Annotated in this window: 18 protein-coding genes; 8 read left to right on the forward strand and 10 right to left on the reverse strand. The window is 70.2% G+C overall.

The window, feature by feature from the left end; genetic code table 11:
• Nucleotides 1-65: 65 nt before the first annotated feature.
• The 3 genes from LVB77_RS20465 to LVB77_RS20475 are packed head-to-tail and all read right to left on the reverse strand — an operon-like array spanning nt 66 to nt 3,337.
• A complete protein-coding gene (locus tag LVB77_RS20465) occupies nt 66-635 on the reverse strand; it encodes a hypothetical protein (RefSeq protein WP_232908036.1) in 570 nt (189 codons plus the stop codon).
• 10 nt (nt 636-645) lie between these two features.
• Entirely contained in the window at nt 646-2,823 is a 2,178-nt protein-coding gene (locus LVB77_RS20470) for a xanthine dehydrogenase family protein molybdopterin-binding subunit (protein WP_232908037.1), read from the reverse strand.
• Nucleotides 2,824-2,881: 58 nt separating this feature from the next.
• Nucleotides 2,882-3,337, reverse strand: a complete 456-nt coding sequence (locus LVB77_RS20475) for a (2Fe-2S)-binding protein (protein WP_232908038.1) — start codon at nt 3,335-3,337, stop codon at nt 2,882-2,884.
• Between the two features lie 156 nt (nt 3,338-3,493).
• On the opposite strand from LVB77_RS20475, the gene LVB77_RS20480 reads away from it, so the two are divergent.
• The gene (locus tag LVB77_RS20480) at nt 3,494-4,498 is read left to right on the forward strand and encodes an XdhC/CoxI family protein (protein ID WP_232908039.1); all 1,005 of its coding nucleotides are present in this window, start codon (nt 3,494-3,496) and stop codon (nt 4,496-4,498) included.
• A complete protein-coding gene (locus LVB77_RS20485; RefSeq protein ID WP_232908040.1) occupies nt 4,495-5,118 on the forward strand; it encodes a nucleotidyltransferase family protein in 624 nt (207 codons plus the stop codon). The genes LVB77_RS20480 and LVB77_RS20485 overlap by 4 nt, the downstream gene beginning before the upstream one ends.
• A 63-nt stretch (nt 5,119-5,181) precedes the next feature.
• On the opposite strand, the gene LVB77_RS20490 is transcribed toward LVB77_RS20485, so the two are convergent.
• Nucleotides 5,182-5,397, reverse strand: coding sequence for a hypothetical protein (locus tag LVB77_RS20490; protein ID WP_232908041.1), 216 nt, complete (start codon nt 5,395-5,397; stop codon nt 5,182-5,184).
• Nucleotides 5,398-5,602: 205 nt separating this feature from the next.
• The gene (locus tag LVB77_RS20495; RefSeq protein WP_232908042.1) at nt 5,603-6,496 is read right to left on the reverse strand and encodes a LysR family transcriptional regulator; all 894 of its coding nucleotides are present in this window, start codon (nt 6,494-6,496) and stop codon (nt 5,603-5,605) included.
• Nucleotides 6,497-6,536: 40 nt separating this feature from the next.
• Here LVB77_RS20495 and LVB77_RS20500 point away from each other — a divergent pair, with 40 nt between their 5' ends.
• The gene (locus tag LVB77_RS20500; RefSeq protein WP_232908043.1) at nt 6,537-7,061 is read left to right on the forward strand and encodes a carboxymuconolactone decarboxylase family protein; all 525 of its coding nucleotides are present in this window, start codon (nt 6,537-6,539) and stop codon (nt 7,059-7,061) included.
• Nucleotides 7,062-7,079: 18 nt separating this feature from the next.
• On the opposite strand, the gene LVB77_RS20505 is transcribed toward LVB77_RS20500, so the two are convergent.
• Nucleotides 7,080-7,886: a class I SAM-dependent methyltransferase gene (locus tag LVB77_RS20505; protein ID WP_232908044.1), complete on the reverse strand. Its 807-nt coding sequence runs from the start codon at nt 7,884-7,886 to the stop codon at nt 7,080-7,082.
• A gap of 207 nt (nt 7,887-8,093) precedes the next feature.
• Between LVB77_RS20505 and LVB77_RS20510 the strand changes: the two genes are divergently transcribed.
• The 3 genes from LVB77_RS20510 to LVB77_RS20520 all read left to right on the forward strand — a co-directional run bounded on the left by LVB77_RS20510 (nt 8,094) and on the right by LVB77_RS20520 (nt 11,808).
• The gene (locus LVB77_RS20510) at nt 8,094-9,143 is read left to right on the forward strand and encodes a bifunctional nicotinamide-nucleotide adenylyltransferase/Nudix hydroxylase (protein ID WP_232908045.1); all 1,050 of its coding nucleotides are present in this window, start codon (nt 8,094-8,096) and stop codon (nt 9,141-9,143) included.
• Nucleotides 9,144-9,207: 64 nt separating this feature from the next.
• Nucleotides 9,208-10,632, forward strand: coding sequence for a nicotinate phosphoribosyltransferase (locus tag LVB77_RS20515; protein WP_232908046.1), 1,425 nt, complete (start codon nt 9,208-9,210; stop codon nt 10,630-10,632).
• 258 nt (nt 10,633-10,890) lie between these two features.
• Nucleotides 10,891-11,808, forward strand: coding sequence for a rhodanese-like domain-containing protein (locus tag LVB77_RS20520; RefSeq protein WP_232908047.1), 918 nt, complete (start codon nt 10,891-10,893; stop codon nt 11,806-11,808).
• Nucleotides 11,809-11,814: 6 nt separating this feature from the next.
• On the opposite strand, the gene LVB77_RS20525 is transcribed toward LVB77_RS20520, so the two are convergent.
• On the reverse strand, nt 11,815-12,210 hold the full coding sequence (locus LVB77_RS20525) for a VOC family protein (RefSeq protein ID WP_232908048.1): 396 nt from the start codon (nt 12,208-12,210) through the stop codon (nt 11,815-11,817).
• A 232-nt stretch (nt 12,211-12,442) separates the two neighbouring features.
• Between LVB77_RS20525 and LVB77_RS20530 the strand changes: the two genes are divergently transcribed.
• A complete protein-coding gene (locus tag LVB77_RS20530; RefSeq protein ID WP_232908049.1) occupies nt 12,443-13,492 on the forward strand; it encodes a diguanylate cyclase in 1,050 nt (349 codons plus the stop codon).
• Between the two features lie 64 nt (nt 13,493-13,556).
• Nucleotides 13,557-13,841 carry a DUF4031 domain-containing protein gene (locus LVB77_RS20535; protein ID WP_232908050.1) on the forward strand — a complete coding sequence of 95 codons (285 nt, stop codon included), beginning with the start codon at nt 13,557-13,559 and terminating at the stop codon, nt 13,839-13,841.
• Nucleotides 13,842-13,909: 68 nt separating this feature from the next.
• Here the strand turns inward: LVB77_RS20535 and LVB77_RS20540 are convergent, their stop codons facing one another.
• The 3 genes from LVB77_RS20540 to LVB77_RS20550 form a co-directional block, all read right to left on the reverse strand.
• Entirely contained in the window at nt 13,910-14,671 is a 762-nt protein-coding gene (locus LVB77_RS20540) for an ABC transporter permease (protein ID WP_232908051.1), read from the reverse strand.
• The gene (locus LVB77_RS20545) at nt 14,668-15,645 is read right to left on the reverse strand and encodes an ABC transporter ATP-binding protein (protein ID WP_232908052.1); all 978 of its coding nucleotides are present in this window, start codon (nt 15,643-15,645) and stop codon (nt 14,668-14,670) included. The genes LVB77_RS20540 and LVB77_RS20545 overlap by 4 nt, the downstream gene beginning before the upstream one ends.
• A 117-nt stretch (nt 15,646-15,762) precedes the next feature.
• Nucleotides 15,763-16,872 carry an NAD-dependent epimerase/dehydratase family protein gene (locus tag LVB77_RS20550; protein WP_232908053.1) on the reverse strand — a complete coding sequence of 370 codons (1,110 nt, stop codon included), beginning with the start codon at nt 16,870-16,872 and terminating at the stop codon, nt 15,763-15,765.
• Between the last annotated feature and the right edge of the window lie 122 nt (nt 16,873-16,994).

Consider the following 16,994-nt stretch of genomic DNA (forward strand, 5'->3'; position numbering starts at 1 on the left):
ATGCCGCGAACGGCGACGATGCTGTTATCGCCGCGTCCCACGTTGCCGGCTCGACGCGACTTGCCTCACGACGCCGGGCACGGCCCGCCCGCATCCGCCCACAGCTTGAACTGGGCGACGAACTGCGCGTGCGGCACCGCCACCGGCGCGCGGTCGCCGCCGGGTTCCCAGCCCCACAGCACCAGCTTGTCCTCGCTGACGTGCTTGAGCAGCGCGGCGAAGTCGCGTCCGCCGTTGCTCTTCTTGTCCTGGATCATTTCGCACAGCTGTTTCGGCGGCAGGCCGATCCAGGCCATCTTGTGTTCCGGCGGCGGCAGCTGCCAATGCGGCGCGCCCGGCGGCGCGTGCGGACCGTAGCTCGCGGGCAGGTTGCTTTCGCCGTGGCAGGCCGCGCACGGCAGGCCGGCCGCGCCCTTGCCGTCGGGGCCGCGCACCACGCCCATCGCATGCGGCAGGCCCTGATCGAACTGCAGCGGCTGGTCGCCGGGGATGTGGCAGTTCTGGCAGCGCGGGTGCTGGAACACCTGCTGCACGGTGGCGAACGCCGCCACCGCTTTTTCGCGTTGCTCGGGACTGGGCCGCGGTCCGCAGGCCGCGAGCGCGAGGATCAAGCCGCCGATAAGCACGATGCGCATACGGTCCTCCTCAAGCCTTCAATCGCAGCGGCAGTTCGCGCAGGCGCTGGCCGGTCAGGGCGAACACCGCATTGGCCACGGCCGGCGCGATCGGCGCGGTGCCGGGTTCGCCGGCGCCGCCCATGCGCTCGGTGCTGGGCACGATGTGCACCTCGACCTGCGGCATCTCGCTGAGCCGCAGCACCTGGTAGTCGTGGTAGTTGGACTGCTGCACGCGCCCGTCCTGGAAACTCAGCGCGCTGTGCAACGCCGCGCCCAGGCCGAAGGCGATGCCCGACTCCATCTGCGCGCGCACGCCGTCGGGATTCACCGCCAGGCCGCAATCGATCGCGCACACCACCTTGTGCACGCGGATCGCGCCGTTCTCCACCGAGACCTCGGCGATCTGCGCCAGGTAGCTGCCGAAGGATTCGTGCACGGCCACGCCGCGCCCGCGCCCTTTTTCGGCGGGCGTGCCCCAGGCGGCCTTTTCGGCGGCCAGGTTCAGCGCCGCCAGGTGGCGCGGATGCGCCTTGAGCAGCGCGCGACGGTACTCGACCGGATCCTTGCCCGCCGCGTGCGCGAGCTCGTCGATCAGGCCCTCCATCACGAAGGCGTTGTAGCTGTGGCCGACCGACCGCCACCACAGCACCGGAATGCCGGTCTTGGGCGAATGCAGTTCCACGCGATGGTGCGGCACGTCCTTGAGATACGGCGAATCGGCCACGCCCTCGACCGAGGTGGCGTCGATGCCGTTCTTCACCATCGCCGCCTCGAACGGCGTGCCGGTGATGATCGACTGCCCGACCATGCGGTGCTCCCAGGCCGCCGGATAGCCCTGCGCGTCGAGCGCGACGCGCGCCCGCTGCAGGTACATCGGCCGGTAATAGCCGCCGCGCACGTCGTCCTCGCGCGACCACACCGTCTTGACCGGCTTGCCCGCGGCCTTGGCCACCTGCACCGCTTCGGACACGAAGTCCGAGGTCGGCGTGGCGCGCCGGCCGAAGCCGCCGCCCAGGAACATGGTGTGGATGCGCACCTGCTCGGGCTTGAGGCCGAGGATGCCGGCGGCGACCTGCTGGTCGACGGTCTGGAACTGGGTGCCGGTCCAGATGTCGCAGCCGTCGCCGTCGATCTTGACCGTGCAGTTCAGCGGCTCCATCGGCGCATGCGCCAGATAGGGCACGTTGTACTCGGCCTCGAAGGGCTTGCCGGCCTTAGCCAGCGCGCCGGCCGCATCGCCGGCCTGCGCGGCGACGGCGCCCGGCGTGGCGGCAAGCTTGCGGAATTCCTCGCGCAGCTTGGCTGTGTCCAGGCCTGCGTTCGGGCCCAGGTCCCAGTCCACTTTCAGCGCGTCGCGGCCCAGCTTGGCCGCCCAGTAGTGGTCGGCGATCACCGCCACGCCGCTGGGCACCTGCACCACGTCGCGTACGCCGGCCACGGCCTTGGCCGCGGCGGCATCGAAGGATTTGACCGTGCCGCCGAACACCGGCGAGCGCGCCACCACCGCGGTCAGCAGGCCGTCGAACTGCACGTCCATGCCGAACTTCGCGCGGCCGGTGATCTTCTCCGGCGAATCCAGGCGCTTGGTCGGCTTGCCGATCAGCTTCCAATCCTTGGCGTCCTTCAGCGTCGGCGCGCCCTTGGGCGCGGGCAGCTCGGCCGCGGCGGCCGCGAGCTCGCCATAACGCGCGCGCTGGCCGCCGGCGCTGGCGACGCCGTTGGCGGTGCTCACATCCGCCGCCGCCACGCCGAAGCGCTGCGCCGCCGCGGCGACGAGCAACTGGCGCGCGGTCGCGCCGGCCTGGCGGTAGCGGTCGAACTCCGACCACGTGCTGGTGGAACCGCCGGTCATCTGCGCGCCGAACGCGGTGTGCGCATAGGCGGGCGCGGCCGGCGCGTGTTCGACCTTGATCTTCGACCAGTCCGCGTCCAGTTCCTCGGCGATCAGCATGGCCAGGCCGGTCCACACGCCCTGCCCCATCTCCGAATGCGCGAGCAGCACGGTCACGCTGTCGTCCTCGCCGATGCGCAGGAACGCGTTGGGCACGAACGATGCGGCAGCTGCAGGCGCAGCGGCCGCGGCGGCTTGCGCAGCCAAAGCCTGGCGACGCGCGCCGGGCACCATGAAACCGATCACCAGGCCGCCGCCGAGCACGGCACCGGCCTTGAGGAATCGACGTCGGGAAGGCTGAGGCACAGCGCTCACGGCACACCTCCGTTGTTCGCATGGCGGCCGTCGCACGCGACGGCCGGATCGGTCCGCCTCAGGCCTTGCCCAATCCTGCCGCGCGCTTCACTGCCGCGCGGATGCGCGGGTAGGTGCCGCAGCGGCAGATGTTGCCGGACAGGGCCTGGTCGATATCGGTGTCGGTGGGTGCCGGCACCTTCGCCAGCAACGCCGCGGCCGACATGATCTGGCCGGACTGGCAGTAACCGCACTGCACCACGTCCAGCTCGGCCCAGGCGCGCTGGACCGGATGGCTGCCGTCGGGCGACAGGCCTTCGATGGTGAGGATGGTCTTGCCTTCCACCGTCGACACTGGCGTCACGCAGGCGCGGCGCGGGGCACCGTCCACGTGCACGGTGCAGGCGCCGCACTGGGCGATGCCGCAGCCGAACTTGGTACCGGTGAGTTGCATCAGGTCGCGCAGGACCCAGAGCAGGGGCATGTCGGGTGGCGCATCCACCTCGTGCTCGCTGCCGTTGACATGCAGTTTCATGCGTCCCTCGCGGCGGCTGGGGAAGACCCAACATACGCCGCAGCCGGCCCGGCCGCCAATGCCTAAAACGCCAGACCTGCGACCGGCCGTCGGCGCGTTGCGCCGCGTCATGGCGCGGCCGCATGATCGGCTGTCCGCCGTGCCAGGGAACCCGTCATGCCCGACAGCCCGTCCGCCGCGATTCCCGCCCTGCCCGCCGCCGGCGGCGTGCGCGGCATTCTGGAAGCCGCGGTGCGCGCGCAGCAGCGCGGCGATCCGGCCGCGCTGGCGGTGGTGCTGGAAACCGAAGGCTCCACCTACGTGCATCCCGGCGCGCTGGCGCTGTTCGGCGCACGCGAAGGCCAGGCCGGCTGGCTCAGCGGCGGCTGCATCGAACCGGAGATCGAAACCCAGGCCGCGATCGCCGCGCGCTACGGCCGCGTCGAATGGATGGACATCGACACCCGCAGCGACGAGGACCTGTTCGACGGTTCGGCGATCGGCTGCCGCGGCCGCCTGCGCCTGGCGCTGTTGCCGCTGGCCTCGCTTCGCGAGCTGCCGGCGCTGGTCGACGAATGGCGGCGCGGCCACGGCGATCTGCGCCTGGACATCGAACTCAACGGCGCCATGCGCGCGCGCGTCGGCGACGAACGCCAGCCCTGGACGCTGCCGGTGGCGACGCCGTCGTGGCTGGGCCGCGGCGCGAGCGCTTGGCAGCTGGAGATCGCGCGGCCGCCGTCGGTGCTGGTGTTCGGCGCCGGTCCGGAATCGCCCAGCCTGCTGCCGCTGCTGCGCGCGCTGGGCTGGGTCGTCAGCGTGGTCGAACGCCGCCCGCGCTGGCTCGCGCACGGGACCCATGCCGACCACGCGATCGCGCGCACGCCCGCGCAAGCGTTGGCGACCGCGCGCGCGCACGACGCCGCGCTGGTCATGCACCACCATTTCGAACTCGACCGCGAAGCGCTGGAAGCGCTGGCCGCCAGCGAGATCGGTTTCATCGGCCTGCTCGGACCGCAGCAGCGCCGCGAGGATCTGTTCCGGGTGCTGCCCGAGGCCGCGCGCGCGTCGCTGGCGCCGCGCCTGCATTCGCCGATCGGCCTCAAGCTGGGCGGCGACGGACCGGAAGCGATCGCGCTGAGCATCGCCGCGCAGTTGCAGACGCTGCGCTACGCGGCCGTATGAGCGCGGCCGGCGCGAATCACGCCGCGCTGATCCTGGCCGCCGGCGGCAGCCGCCGCCTGGGCCGCGCCAAGCAGAGCCTGCGCCGCGACGGCGAAACGCTGCTGCACCGCGCCGTGCGCCTGGCCGCGCAGACCGCGCCAAGCCGCCTGCTGGTGGTGTTGGGCGCGCAATCCGAGGCCCTGCGGGACGGCATCGCCGACCTGGGCGCGGACATCCGCATCAACGACGACTGGGAGCGCGGCCTGGCCAGCAGCCTGCAAACCGGAGCGGCGGCGCTGTCCGCGCACACGGGGCCGGTGCTGATCCTGGCCTGCGATCAGCCGGCACTGGAGCTGGCGCACCTGCAGGCATTGCTCAGCGGCGCCGCGCGCTCGCGCTCGGGTTGCGCCGCGACCCGCCACGACGGCGCGCCCGGCATTCCGGCGGTGGTATCGGACGAACTGATGACGCAGGCGCGCGCCTTACGCGGCGATCGCGGCTTCGGTGCGTTGCTGGCGCGCCTGCCGCCGCACGAACTGGCCTGGGTCGACGATCCCGCGCTGGGCTGGGACATCGATGTGGAAGCCGACGTCGAACGTGCCGTCGCGCTGGGCTTGCTGGATGGCGGCGCGAGCGCCTGAGAGGCGCCCGCGCCGCCCGGAGCGCTCGTCCAACGTTCCGGGCGGCGTGGGCTTCACGCGGGCCTAGGGGACCAGCGTGCCGAACACAGCCTGCGAGCGCGCATCGTAGATGCGCAGCCACAGTCCATTGCGCGATTGCTCCGCGTAGCGCTGCGCGAGCGGCAGCACTGTTTCCAGCGCGGCCTCGGGGCTGAGGTAGTCCTGCGCCAACTCCGCGATCGCGGTGGTCAGGGCCTTGCCTTCGTGTCCGTCGCGCAGCTTCAGTTCGACGCGAAACATGGCGCTTCCTTGCTCAGTGATGAGGCGTCCCCGGCCCAGCTCCGACATAACCCTGTCTCGGCGTCCATCTCCGTGGCGCGGCGTCCTGCCGGTGCCTAAGGCCGTGCTGTCGGGGACGCGATCAATGTGCGCTTTTCGTGACGCAGATAACGTCATCCGACCGCTCGATCGCGTGTAGGACTTTTCCTACAGCCGCGCCGGCGCCTCAGCCGCGTCCGTCCAACCGCGGCTGCAGCTGCGCGTAGCCTTCGCGCATCGCGTCCAGAAACACTTTGACGCGTGCGCTGCGGCGCAGGTCGGGATGGGTCAGCAGCCACAGGTCCGAACGCAGCTCGGGGATCGGTTCGCCCACGCGCACCAGGCGCTTGTCGCCGTCGCACAGATGGCAGGGCAGCACCGCCATGCCGATGCCGGCCGCGACCGCGTCGCGCAGCGCCAGCAGGCTGTTGCTGCGCAGCACCGCGCGCCGATGATGGCCGTGCCTGATACCCCACTGCGCCATCGCGATATGCGACAGGCTGTCGTCGGGCACCACCCAGTCCTGCTCGTCCAGCGCGGCATTCGCGCGCAGCTTCAGGCCGCGCGGCCGGTACACCGCCGCCGCGATGGTCGCGATCTTGCGGCCGATCAGGGTGTCCGGCGGTTGCCCGCCCGGGCGCAGCGCCACGTCGGCCTCGCGCCGGCTGAGGTCGCGCGCGGCGTTATCGGCGGCCAGCTCCAGCACGATGCGCGGATAGGCCTTGCGGAACCGCGCCAGCAGCGGCGGCATCAGGCCGTACAGCAGCGCCTCCACCGTGGTCACGCGCAGGGTGCCGGCCGGTTGCGCATCCAGTCCCGACAGCCGGCGTTCGGTGGCCTCGATGCGCTGTTCGATCTCGGCCGCCACCGCGATCACCTCTTCGCCGGTGGCGGTGGCGGTGTAGCCCTCGCGCGCGCGTTCGAACAAGCGTGCGCCCAGGCTGCGCTCGATCGCGTTGATGCGCCGGAACACCGTGGGGTGGCTGACGCGCAGCCGCTTGGCCGCGCCGTTGAGCGAGCCCGCGCGGCCTACGGCGAGGATGAAGCGGTAGTCGTCCCAGGCCAAGGATTGTTCATTCATGCAATCACCGCTTGCATTCGTATCGGAATGCCTTTCATGGATGAACATCCTAACCTGCACGCCGGACGCCCTGCACGGCCGCCCCCCCTACTTCATCCGGAGCACCACCATGTCGCAACGCCTCGATACCGACACCCTGCTGCCCAGCGGCCTGCAGGCCCTGCGCAGCCTGCACGCCGCGGTCCACGGCAGCGGCTTGGAAGCAGGACTGATCCACCTGATCAACGTGCGCGCCTCGCAGATCAACGGCTGTGGCTACTGTCTGTGGCTGCACACGCGCGAGGCCATCGCCCATGGCGAGACGCCGGAGCGCCTGCAACTGCTGCGGGTGCCCGAGGAGGGCCCCTTCAGCGAGCGCGAGCGCGCCGCGCTGGCCTGGACCGACGCGGTCACCCGCGTGGCCGACGCGCCGGTGAGCGACGCGGTCTACGAGCGCGCACTGGCGGCGTTCGGTTTGCCGGACCTGGGCGCGCTCAACTATGCGGTGATCGCGATCAACGCCTGGAACCGGCTCGCGATTCCGTTCCGCAAGGCGCCGCCCGCCAAGCGCGCCGCGCAGGCCTGACGCGCCGACGCCCTCGCGCTAGAAGCGATAGCGCGCCAGGCGCCCGAGCCGGCGCAGCCAGGTCCAGCGATCGTAGGTGCGGTACAGCCATTGCTGACGCGGCGGCAAGGCGGCCACCTCCGGCCGCTGCGCCAGGCGCGGCTCGTCGACGAAGCTCAGGCGCGGGTGCCAGGCTTCCATCTGACGCGGATCGTCGAAGCCCCAGTCGCCGAAACGCGCGCCGGTGCGGCGCGCGACCCAGGAGCGCTCCAGCAGGCGCACGGCGCAGCGGCTGTAGATGTCGCAGAGCCATTGCCCGCGCGGAAAGCGATCGACCACGCGCTGCACCAGCGCGCGCGCATCGGCCTCGCGCAGATACGGCAACAGTCCCTCGCTGATCACCAGCACCGCGCGCCCGCCCGCGATCGGCGCCAGCCAGTCCGGATCGGAGGCGTCGGCGGCGAGCATGCGGTAGCTGCCGTAGCGCTCGGGCATCAGCTCGCGGCGCAGCTCGATCACTTCCGGGTAATCGACGTCGATCCAATCCAGGTCGGCCGGCGGATTGATCCGGAACACGCGCGTGTCCAGCCCGCAGCCCAGGTGCAGCACGATGGTGTCGGGATGCTGCGCCAACCACTCGCGCGCCCAGTCGTCCAACACCCGCGCGCGCAGCGCCAACCCGGCGATCTGGCCGGGGTTGAGCGGAAAGCGACCGAAGTCGTAGTCGATCCGGCGCACGATCTCGTCGGCCAGCTCGTCGTGCAGCAGCGGCTGCGCCGAACGGTTGTCCATGGCTTTGCCGTACAGGGTGATCAACAACGTCTGTTGGCTGCCTTGCAGTCGCACCGCGCGCCTCCCGTGCCGCGCGTCCGTTCGCAACGTCGTGCGGCAAGCCGATAGTGCGACTGTGCGTGTGAGGATCAGGCGTAGAAGCGCAGGCGGCGAACGGCCGTGGAGCGCCGCCGCGATCTCGTTGTGGACGCGGCGCGAACGGCGTAGCATGAGTCGCAAGCGCAGGGACAGACCCGACGCTACTCACCGTGAGGGAGCCTCATGGACTACGACTACCTGGTTTTCATCGGGCGTTTCGAGCCGTTCCACAACGGCCACGCCGCGGTCGCCCGCCTTGCGCTGAGCAAGGCCCGCAAGATCGTCTTTCTGGTCGGCTCGGCCGACACCCCCCGCACCACCAAGAACCCCTTCACCGTGGCCGAACGCGCGGTGATGATCCAGTCCGCGCTCGCCGACGCGGCCGAGCGGCTGATCGTGCGGCCGTTGCGCGACCGTCTGTACAACGAGAGCCGCTGGATCGCCGGCGTGCAGCGCGCGGTGGCCGAGGCCATCGCCGCGGACGGCGGCGATGCGCAGGCACGGGTCGGCCTGATCGGCCAGGACAAGGACGCATCCAGCTACTACCTGCGCGAGTTTCCGCAGTGGGACCTGGTCGACGTGCAGCACACCGCCACCCTGTCGGCGACCGAACTGCGCCGGTATCTGTACGAAGCCAACCAGCTCGACAGCCACGGCGGCCTGATGCTGATCCGCGCCAACGTACCGGCGCCGGTATTCGACATGCTGGAGGCCTTCCGCAAGAACTCGCCGGCGTTCAAGCAACTGGTCGCCGAGCACCAGTTCATCGATACCTACCGCGCGGCCTGGGCCGACGCGCCGTATCCACCCACCTTCGTCACCACCGACGCGGTGGTCGTGCATTCCGGCCACGTGCTGCTGGTGCGGCGCCGCGCCGAGCCCGGCAAGGGCCTGTGGGCGCTGCCGGGCGGTTTCGTCGGTCAGGACGAAAGCCTGCTAGACGCCTGCCTGCGCGAGTTGCGCGAGGAAACCCGCCTCAAACTGCCGCTGCCGGTGCTGAAGGGTTCGATCCGTCACCAGCACGTGTTCGATCACCCCGACCGCAGCCAGCGCGGGCGCACCATCACCCACGCCTTCCACTTCGACTTCCCCAGCGGCGAGCTGCCCCACGTGCGCGGCGGCGACGACGCCGACAAGGCGCGCTGGATACCGGTCAGCGTGGCGCTGGAGATGGGCCCGCAACTGTACGAAGACCACCTGCACATCCTCGAGTTCTTCCTCGGCCGCGGTTGATCCGCCGGCCGCACCCGCCGGCGGACAGACCGCCGGCCATCCCGACGCGAAGGAGCTTCCCGTCATGCAATGCCTGAACAACCTGCTGCTCAACACCGACAGCTACAAGGCCAGCCACTGGCTGCAGTACCCGCCCGGCACCGATGCCACGTTCTTCTACGTGGAATCGCGCGGCGGCGTCTACGACCGCACCGTGTTCTTCGGCCTGCAGGCCATCCTCAAGGAATACCTGGGCAAGCCGATCAGCCATGCCGACATCGACGAGGCGCGCGATCTCTACGCCGCCCACGGCGAACCGTTCAACGAGGACGGCTGGCGCTACATCGTCGACCGCCACGGCGGCCTGCTGCCGCTGCGCATCCGCGCCGTCCCCGAAGGCACGGTGGTGCCGACCCATCAGGCGCTGGTCACGATCGAATCCACCGACCCGCAGGCCTATTGGGTGCCGTCCTACATCGAGACCCTGCTGCTGCGTCTGTGGTACCCGGTGACGGTGGCCACGATCAGCTGGCACGCCAAGCAGACCATCCGCCAGTTCCTGGAACGCACCAGCGACGACCCGGAAGGCCAGCTGCCGTTCAAGCTGCACGACTTCGGCGCGCGCGGCGTGTCCAGCGCCGAATCCGCCGCGCTGGGCGGCGTCGCCCACCTGGTCAACTTCATGGGCACCGACACCGTGGCCGGCCTGCTCGCCGCGCGCGCCTACTACCACGAGCCCATGGCCGGGTATTCGATCCCGGCCGCCGAGCACAGCACCATCACCAGCTGGGGCCGCGAGCACGAGGTCGACGCCTACCGCAACATGCTGCGCCAGTTCGCCAAGCCCGGCGCGATCGTGGCCGTGGTGTCGGACAGCTACGACATCTTCCACGCCATTCACGAGCACTGGGGCAAGACGCTGCGCGAGGAGGTGATCGCCTCCGGCGCGACCGTGGTGATACGCCCGGACTCCGGCGATCCGGTCGACGTGGTGCATCAGTGCCTGAGCCTGCTCGACGAGGCCTTCGGCCATACCGTCAACGGCAAGGGCTACAAGGTGCTCAACCACGTGCGCGTGATCCAGGGCGACGGCATCAATCCGACCAGCATCCGCGCGATCCTGGAACGCGCGACCAGCTACGGCTACGCCACCGACAACCTCGCCTTCGGCATGGGCGGCGCGCTGCTGCAACGGCTGGACCGCGACACCCAGAAGTTCGCGCTGAAGTGCTCGGCCGCGCGCGTGAACGGCGAATGGATCGACGTCTACAAGGATCCGGTCACCGACAAGGGCAAGGCCAGCAAGCGCGGCCGCATGACCTTGCTGCGCCATCGCGAATACGGCCACTTCAAGACCGTGCCGGTGCCGGCCGAGGCGGCGACGTTGGACGAGATGCAGCGCCCGGCCGGCTACGACGATGCCATGGTCACGGTCTGGGAGAACGGTCGCCTGCTGCGCGATTGGCGCTTCGACGAGGTGCGCGCGCTGGCGAACGCGGCGCGCCTGTAAACCGCACCGTCTGGCCCGTCTGCTCTCCCGCTCGCGGCGCCCGAAGGGGGCCAGAAAGGAGCAGGTGCTCGATTGGCGGATGAGGGCGCGCGAATCGCGGCAGCCGGCGCGAGCCCGATGGCCCGCGAGCCCTCGCCCCCAAAGGCGCAAAGGCAGCAACGCTGCTTCTCACCGGCGCGGATTGCGCGTTGCCGTAGCCGGGCCGACACTGCCGACTTCGCCCGTGCGCCGCGCGGCGCGCCGTTGCGAGCCCCGCCGATGGACATGCTGCTGCACCTGATCGAAAGCTACGGCCTGCTCGTGGTGTTCGTCGCCGTGCTGCTGGATCAGGGCGGCGTGCCGGTGCCGGCCTATCCGCCCATCATCGTCACCGCCGCGGTCGCGGTGGACCGCGGCGAAAGCCTGCTGGCGATCGTGCTGATCGCCTCGGCGGCGGCGGTGCTGGCCGACTGGCTGTGGTTCCTGGGCGGGCGCCGCTTCGGCGATGCGCTGCTGCGGCTGATGTGCCGGCTGTCGCTGTCGCCGGACTCCTGCGTGCTGACCACGCGCGGCGTGTACGCGCGCTGGGGCGCGCCGTCGCTGATCGTGGCCAAGTTCGTGCCCGGCTTCGCCGCCGTGGCGACCACCCTGGCCGGCGATACCGGCACCAGCGCGCGCCGCTTCCTGCTGTTCGATGCGATCGGCGCGCTGCTGTGGGCGTCGGTAGCGGTGGCGGTGGGCGCGGTGTTCCATCGCGCGGTCAACGAGGTGCTGGAACGCCTGGAGGCGCTGGGCCATTACGCCCTGCCGGTGCTGCTGGCGCTGATCGTGGCTTTGGTCGCCTACAAGTGGCTGCGCCGGCAGTGGTTCCTGCGCCAACTGCGCATGGCGCGGATCACGGTCGACGAGCTCTACGGCATGATCGAAGGTGGCAGCGGCCCGACCATCCTCGACATCCGCCGCGCCGAAAGCCGCGCCGAGTCCGGCTGGATCCCGGGCGCGATCTTCGTCGCCACGCTGTCGGACGCGCCGCTGGTGCCGGCCGACGAAGTCATCGTGTACTGCGACTGCCCCAATGAAGCCTCGGCCGCGGTGTTGGCGCAGGAACTGCGGCGGCGCGGCTTCAAGCGCGTGCGCCCGCTCGCCGGCGGCTTCGCGGCTTGGGCGGCCCAAGGCCACGCGGTCGAGCGCGCCTGAGGCGTCTTACTCCTGCGCGCGTTCGTACAGCTCCAGCGGCAAGCCGTCGGGATCGGCGAAGAAGGTGTAGCGGCGGCCGGTGTATTCGTCGATGCGCACCGGTTCCACCGCCACCGCATGCGTCCGCAACTCGCTCACCGCGGCGTCGATGTCGGGCACTTCGAACGCCAGATGACGCAGGCCGCAGGCTTCGGGGTAGGACGGGCGCGGCGGCGGCTCGGGGAACGAGAACAGTTCCAGCTGGCTGCCGTCGGGCAGGGCCAGGTCGAGCTTGTAGGAATCGCGCGCGGCGCGGTAGGCCTCGGCGATCACGCGCAGGCCCAGCACCTGGGTATAGAAGCGCTTGGAACGCGTGTAGTCGGAGCAGATCAGCGCGACGTGGTGTAGAGCGGAAAGCTGCATGGCGAGGGTCGCGGGCGGGCGGCGGCGTCAGACGCCATTCTAGGACCGGCGCGCGCCTTCGCCTTCACGCCACGATCGGCACGGCGTTCCGACCGCGCGGGCGGAATGGCGGCGCGGCCGCGTAGACATGGCCTGGACGGCGATCTGAGACAATTCCCACAGGACGAGCCGCTTCCCCCACGACACGCCCACCCTGTTCAACCGCCCCTGGTTCAACGCACAGGCTGTCGCAATGCCGTCCACCACCTTCGCCTCCGACCTGACGCAATCGCGCCTGCGCTTCATCCGGCGCATCCGCCGCATGCGCAGCATCGGCCTGGGCATCGGCATGCTGTGCGTGGGCTCGGCCCTGTACGCCGCCCAGGCGCCGCCGGCGGTCTGGGCCCTGCTCGCCTTCAACGGCCTGGTCTGGCCGCACCTGGCCTATGCGCTGGCGCGCCGGCACGCGCACCCGGAACGGATCGAATTCCGCAGCCTGACCGTGGACTCGGCCATGGGCGGGGTGTGGATCGCGCTGATGCAGTTCAACCTGCTGCCGTCGGTGCTGCTGGCGGTGATGCTGACCATGGACAAGCTCAGCGTCGGCGGCCCGCGTTTCGCTTCGCGCGCGCTGCTGTGGATGATGGCGGCCTGCGCGGCCACCGCGGCCCTCAACGGGTTCGCGTTCGCGCCGCACAGCGGCCAGTTGGAGATCCTGGGCTCGCTGCCGCTGCTGATCGCCTACCCGCTGACCATCGGCATCGCCACCTGGGAACTCGGCCACAAGGTGCGGGTGCAGAACAAGCTGCTGCGCGAGGTCGCGGTGGTGGACTTCGCCTCCGGCCTGGCCAATCGCCGGCATTGGCTGGAAGTGGTGCGCGGCGAACTCGCGCGCCATCAGCGCACCCAGCGCCCGGCGACGCTGATGATGATCGACATCGATCACTTCAAGCAGATCAACGACAGCCAGGGCCACACGGTCGGCGACCAAGTGATCGAGGAATTCGCCGCGCTGCTGCAGCGCTGTCTGCGCGAGACCGACACCGCCGGCCGCTACGGCGGCGACGAATTCGCGGTGGTGCTGCCCGGCTCGGACCTGCACGATGCCCAGCACGTGGCGCAACGCGCGCTGGAGCAGGTGCGCGAACGCCTGTTCGCGCAGGGCCTGCGCTGCTCGATCAGCATCGGCGCGGCCTCGGCCGGACCGTCCACACCCGATGCCGGGGCCTGGATCCGCAAGGCCGACACCGCCCTGTACCGGGCCAAGGCCGCCGGCCGCGACCGGGTCGAACTGGCGGAATGAGCGCCCGGCCGACGCCCGCGCCGGGTCTTGTCCGATACTGTCGGTCTTCCCTCACGGATCGCGCATGACCGTCTACGTCGACGATGCCGTCTGGCCCTGGCGCGGCGAGCGCTGGGCGCACCTGATGGCCGATACCCTGGACGAGCTGCACGCCTTCGCGCAGCGTCTGGGCCTGCCGCGGCGCGCGTTCCAGGACAAGGCCAGCGGCGCGCACTACGACGTCAACACGGCGCTGCGCCAGCGCGCGATCGCCCTGGGCGCGGTCGCGATCTCGCGCCACCGCGAACGCGAGCTGGTGCGCGCGGTGATCGCCAACGCCAAGGCGCAAGGCCGCGGCGAGCGGCCATAACAGCGCCGCAGGACGCGGTGAGCCGCAGGCGAACCGCATCGTCGCACCGCGCCCGATCCCACGCCTGCTCAGGTCTTGAGCTTGTACCCCGTGCGGAAGATCAACCAGATCGCCAGCAGGCACAGCAGCAGAAACGCCGCCGTCATGCCCACGCTGACCGCGATGCTGACGTCGGAAACGCCATAAAAGCTCCAGCGGAAACCGCTGACCAGGTAGACCACCGGATTGAACAGCGAGATCTTCTGCCACAACGGCGGCAGCATATGGATCGAATAGAAGCTGCCGCCCAGGAAGGCCAGCGGCGTGATCACCATCATCGGAATGATCTGCAGCTTCTCGAAACCGTCGGCCCACACGCCGATGATGAAGCCGAACAGGCTGAAACTCACCGCGGTCAACACCAGGAAACCCACCATCCAGAACGGATGCGCGATCTCGAACGGCACGAACAGGCGCGCCGTGGCCAGCATGATCAGGCCCAGGATCACCGACTTGGTCGCCGCAGCGCCCACGTAGCCCAGCACCACCTCGACGAAGGAGATCGGCGCCGACAGGATCTCGAAGATGGTGCCGGTGAACTTGGGCATGTAGATGCCGAAGGAGGCGTTGGAAATGCTCTCGGTCAGCAGCGCCAGCATGATCAGGCCCGGCACGATGTAGGCGCCGTAGCGGATGCCGTCGATCTCGACCATGCGCGAACCGATCGCCGAACCGAACACGATGAAGTACAGCGAGGTCGACAGCACCGGCGAGGCGATGCTCTGCATCAGGGTGCGCCAGGTGCGGTGCATCTCGAAGTAGTAGATGGCGCGGATGGCATGCACGTTCATGCCTTCGCTCCCCGCGCGTCGGAGCGCACCAGGCTGACGAAGATCTCCTCCAGCGAACTCTGCGTGGTCCGCAAGTCCTTGAAGTCGATGCCGTGCTCGCCCAGGCGGCGCAGCAGGTCGGCGATGCCGGTTTCCTCGGCCTGGGCGTCGAAGGTGTAGACCAGTTCGTTGCCGTCGGCGGTCAGTTCCAGCGCCGGGCCGGCCAGCGTCTCGGGCAGCCGTTGCAGCGGCGCCTGCAGGTGCAGGGTCAGCTGTTTCTTGCCGAGCTTGCGCATCAGCGCGGCCTTGTCCTCGACCAGCACGATCTCGCCGTGGTTGATCACGCCGATGCGGTCGGCCATTTCCTCGGCCTCCTCGATGTAGTGCGTGGTCAGGATCACCGTCACGCCGCTGGCGCGCAGCGCCGACACCATGTTCCACATGTCGCGCCGCAGCTCGACGTCGACGCCGGCCGTGGGCTCGTCCAGGAACAGCACCTTGGGCTCGTGCGACAGCGCCTTGGCGATCAGCACGCGCCGCTTCATGCCGCCGGACAGGGCCATGATCTTGGCGTTCTTCTTGTCCCACAGCGACAGGTCGCGCAGCACCTGCTCCAGGTACTTAGGATTGGGCGCCTTGCCGAACAGCCCGCGACTGAACTTGACCGTGTCCCAGACGCTTTCGAAGGCGTCGGTGGCCAGCTCCTGCGGCACCAGGCCGATCTTGGCGCGCGCGGCGCGGAAGTCGCGCAGGATGTCGTGGCCGTCGACGCGCACCGTGCCCGAACTGGGATTGACGATGCCGCAGACGATGCTGATCAGCGTGGTCTTGCCGGCGCCGTTAGGCCCCAACAGGGCGAAGATTTCGCCCTGGCGGATGTTCAGGTCGATGCCCTTGAGGGCCTGGAAACCGCCGGCGTAGGACTTGGTCAGGCCGGCGATGGAGACGATGGCTGGATCGGACGTGGGCTCGGGCGCTTGCGCGGTCGGCTGCATGGCAACTCCGTCGGAATCGGGGCGCGCCGCCCGGGCCGGAACCCGGCGACGCGGCTGGTCGGGCTCACTCTACCCGAGCCGTCCCGCGCACACTGTGCAGCGCGTGCGACGCTGTGTTCACGCCGCGATCGGCAAGACGCGCTCGGCGTCTCTCGCGCTCCGCGCTTGCACGCCTTCCAGCACGCGGTCCAGCCAGACGCGCTCCAGCAGCGCGAGTTCGCTGGGCATGACCTCCGGCGCGGCTACGCGCGTAGGCGCCAGCGGCATCGGCTCGGATTGCAGGCAGCCCATCGCGTACAGCGTGTCGCGCACGGCGACATCGAGCGCGGTGCGCGGCTCCTCGCCGAGGAAATCGAGCAAGCGCCGGTTGTCCAGGCGCACCGGCTCCATCCACAGCCGGCGCTGCTCGGCGATGTCGCGCAGCATCGGCAGCAGCGGCGTGCTCATGCGCAGCAGCGACCAGGGGAAGCGCTTCACGCGCAGATCGGGATTGCCGATCGCGCGCGCGATCGCCGCGGTCATGGCGCGGCCGTCGGCATCCCAATGACCGCCGACATGGAAGCTTTCGTACGCGCCCAGCCGTTCCTCGCTTTCGATCAGGCGCAGCATGGTCTCGGCCAGGTCGGGCAGGTAGCACCACTGATGGCCGATGCCGGCGCGGCCGGGATAGCGCACCCCGCTCACCGCGCGGCCCGGCTCCACCATCGCCTGCGAGAACCAGCTGTGGCCGGCGTGGGGCCCGAAGTGATCGCCGCTGCGCACGACCAGGGCGCGCGCGCCTTGCGCGACCGCATCGCGCAAGCGCCGCTCCATGTCCGCGCGCAGCGCGCCGCGGCGCGTGAGCGGTCGTTGCGGCGCGTCCTCGCCGGCGCCGGCCGTGGGACCGTAGTTGCAGGCCGCCGCGGGCAGCAGCACGCGCGCGCGGCCGGCGACGGCGGCGTCCAACGTGTGCTGCAGCATCGGCAGCGACTGCGTGTCGCCGTCCTGATAGACGGACGGACTGACCGCGTGCACGATCAGCGCGGCGCCCTTGGCCGCCTGCAGCACGTCGTCGCGATTCATCGCGTCGCCGCGCCACCAGTAGATGCCGTTGCCGCGGTGGCCGGCCATGCGGCTGCGGTGCTGCAGCGCATGCACTTCCCAGCCGCGCCGCACCAGCCGCACCGCGAGCTCGCCGCCGATTCCGCCGCTGGCGCCCAGGACCAGGGCACGTTTGTGGGTGTTCATCCTGTCCTCCCGGCCTGTCCCGGTCGCGACGGCGCCGGCATGGGGCTTACCTTGGCAGCGCGGCGGCGCGCGCGTAATTGACGAATGTCATCCGACGGGCATCGCATCGCGCATGCATGCGC

Source organism: Lysobacter sp. 5GHs7-4, from assembly GCF_021284765.1.
In the GTDB taxonomy this organism is placed as follows: Bacteria; Pseudomonadota; Gammaproteobacteria; order Xanthomonadales; family Xanthomonadaceae; genus Lysobacter.

Coding starts and splice junctions, on each gene's coding strand:
- LVB77_RS20540 (WP_232908051.1), bottom strand. CDS start 14,671: ATGAACGTGCATGCCATCCGCGCCATCTACTACTTCGAGATGCACCGC.
- LVB77_RS20480 (WP_232908039.1), top strand. CDS start 3,494: ATGCCCGACAGCCCGTCCGCCGCGATTCCCGCCCTGCCCGCCGCCGGC.
- LVB77_RS20515 (WP_232908046.1), top strand. CDS start 9,208: ATGCAATGCCTGAACAACCTGCTGCTCAACACCGACAGCTACAAGGCC.
- LVB77_RS20495 (WP_232908042.1), bottom strand. CDS start 6,496: ATGAATGAACAATCCTTGGCCTGGGACGACTACCGCTTCATCCTCGCC.
- LVB77_RS20550 (WP_232908053.1), bottom strand. CDS start 16,872: ATGAACACCCACAAACGTGCCCTGGTCCTGGGCGCCAGCGGCGGAATC.
- LVB77_RS20475 (WP_232908038.1), bottom strand. CDS start 3,337: ATGAAACTGCATGTCAACGGCAGCGAGCACGAGGTGGATGCGCCACCC.
- LVB77_RS20525 (WP_232908048.1), bottom strand. CDS start 12,210: ATGCAGCTTTCCGCTCTACACCACGTCGCGCTGATCTGCTCCGACTAC.
- LVB77_RS20490 (WP_232908041.1), bottom strand. CDS start 5,397: ATGTTTCGCGTCGAACTGAAGCTGCGCGACGGACACGAAGGCAAGGCC.
- LVB77_RS20520 (WP_232908047.1), top strand. CDS start 10,891: ATGGACATGCTGCTGCACCTGATCGAAAGCTACGGCCTGCTCGTGGTG.
- LVB77_RS20500 (WP_232908043.1), top strand. CDS start 6,537: ATGAACATCCTAACCTGCACGCCGGACGCCCTGCACGGCCGCCCCCCC.
- LVB77_RS20465 (WP_232908036.1), bottom strand. CDS start 635: ATGCGCATCGTGCTTATCGGCGGCTTGATCCTCGCGCTCGCGGCCTGC.
- LVB77_RS20535 (WP_232908050.1), top strand. CDS start 13,557: ATGACCGTCTACGTCGACGATGCCGTCTGGCCCTGGCGCGGCGAGCGC.
- LVB77_RS20530 (WP_232908049.1), top strand. CDS start 12,443: ATGCCGTCCACCACCTTCGCCTCCGACCTGACGCAATCGCGCCTGCGC.
- LVB77_RS20510 (WP_232908045.1), top strand. CDS start 8,094: ATGGACTACGACTACCTGGTTTTCATCGGGCGTTTCGAGCCGTTCCAC.
- LVB77_RS20545 (WP_232908052.1), bottom strand. CDS start 15,645: ATGCAGCCGACCGCGCAAGCGCCCGAGCCCACGTCCGATCCAGCCATC.
- LVB77_RS20485 (WP_232908040.1), top strand. CDS start 4,495: ATGAGCGCGGCCGGCGCGAATCACGCCGCGCTGATCCTGGCCGCCGGC.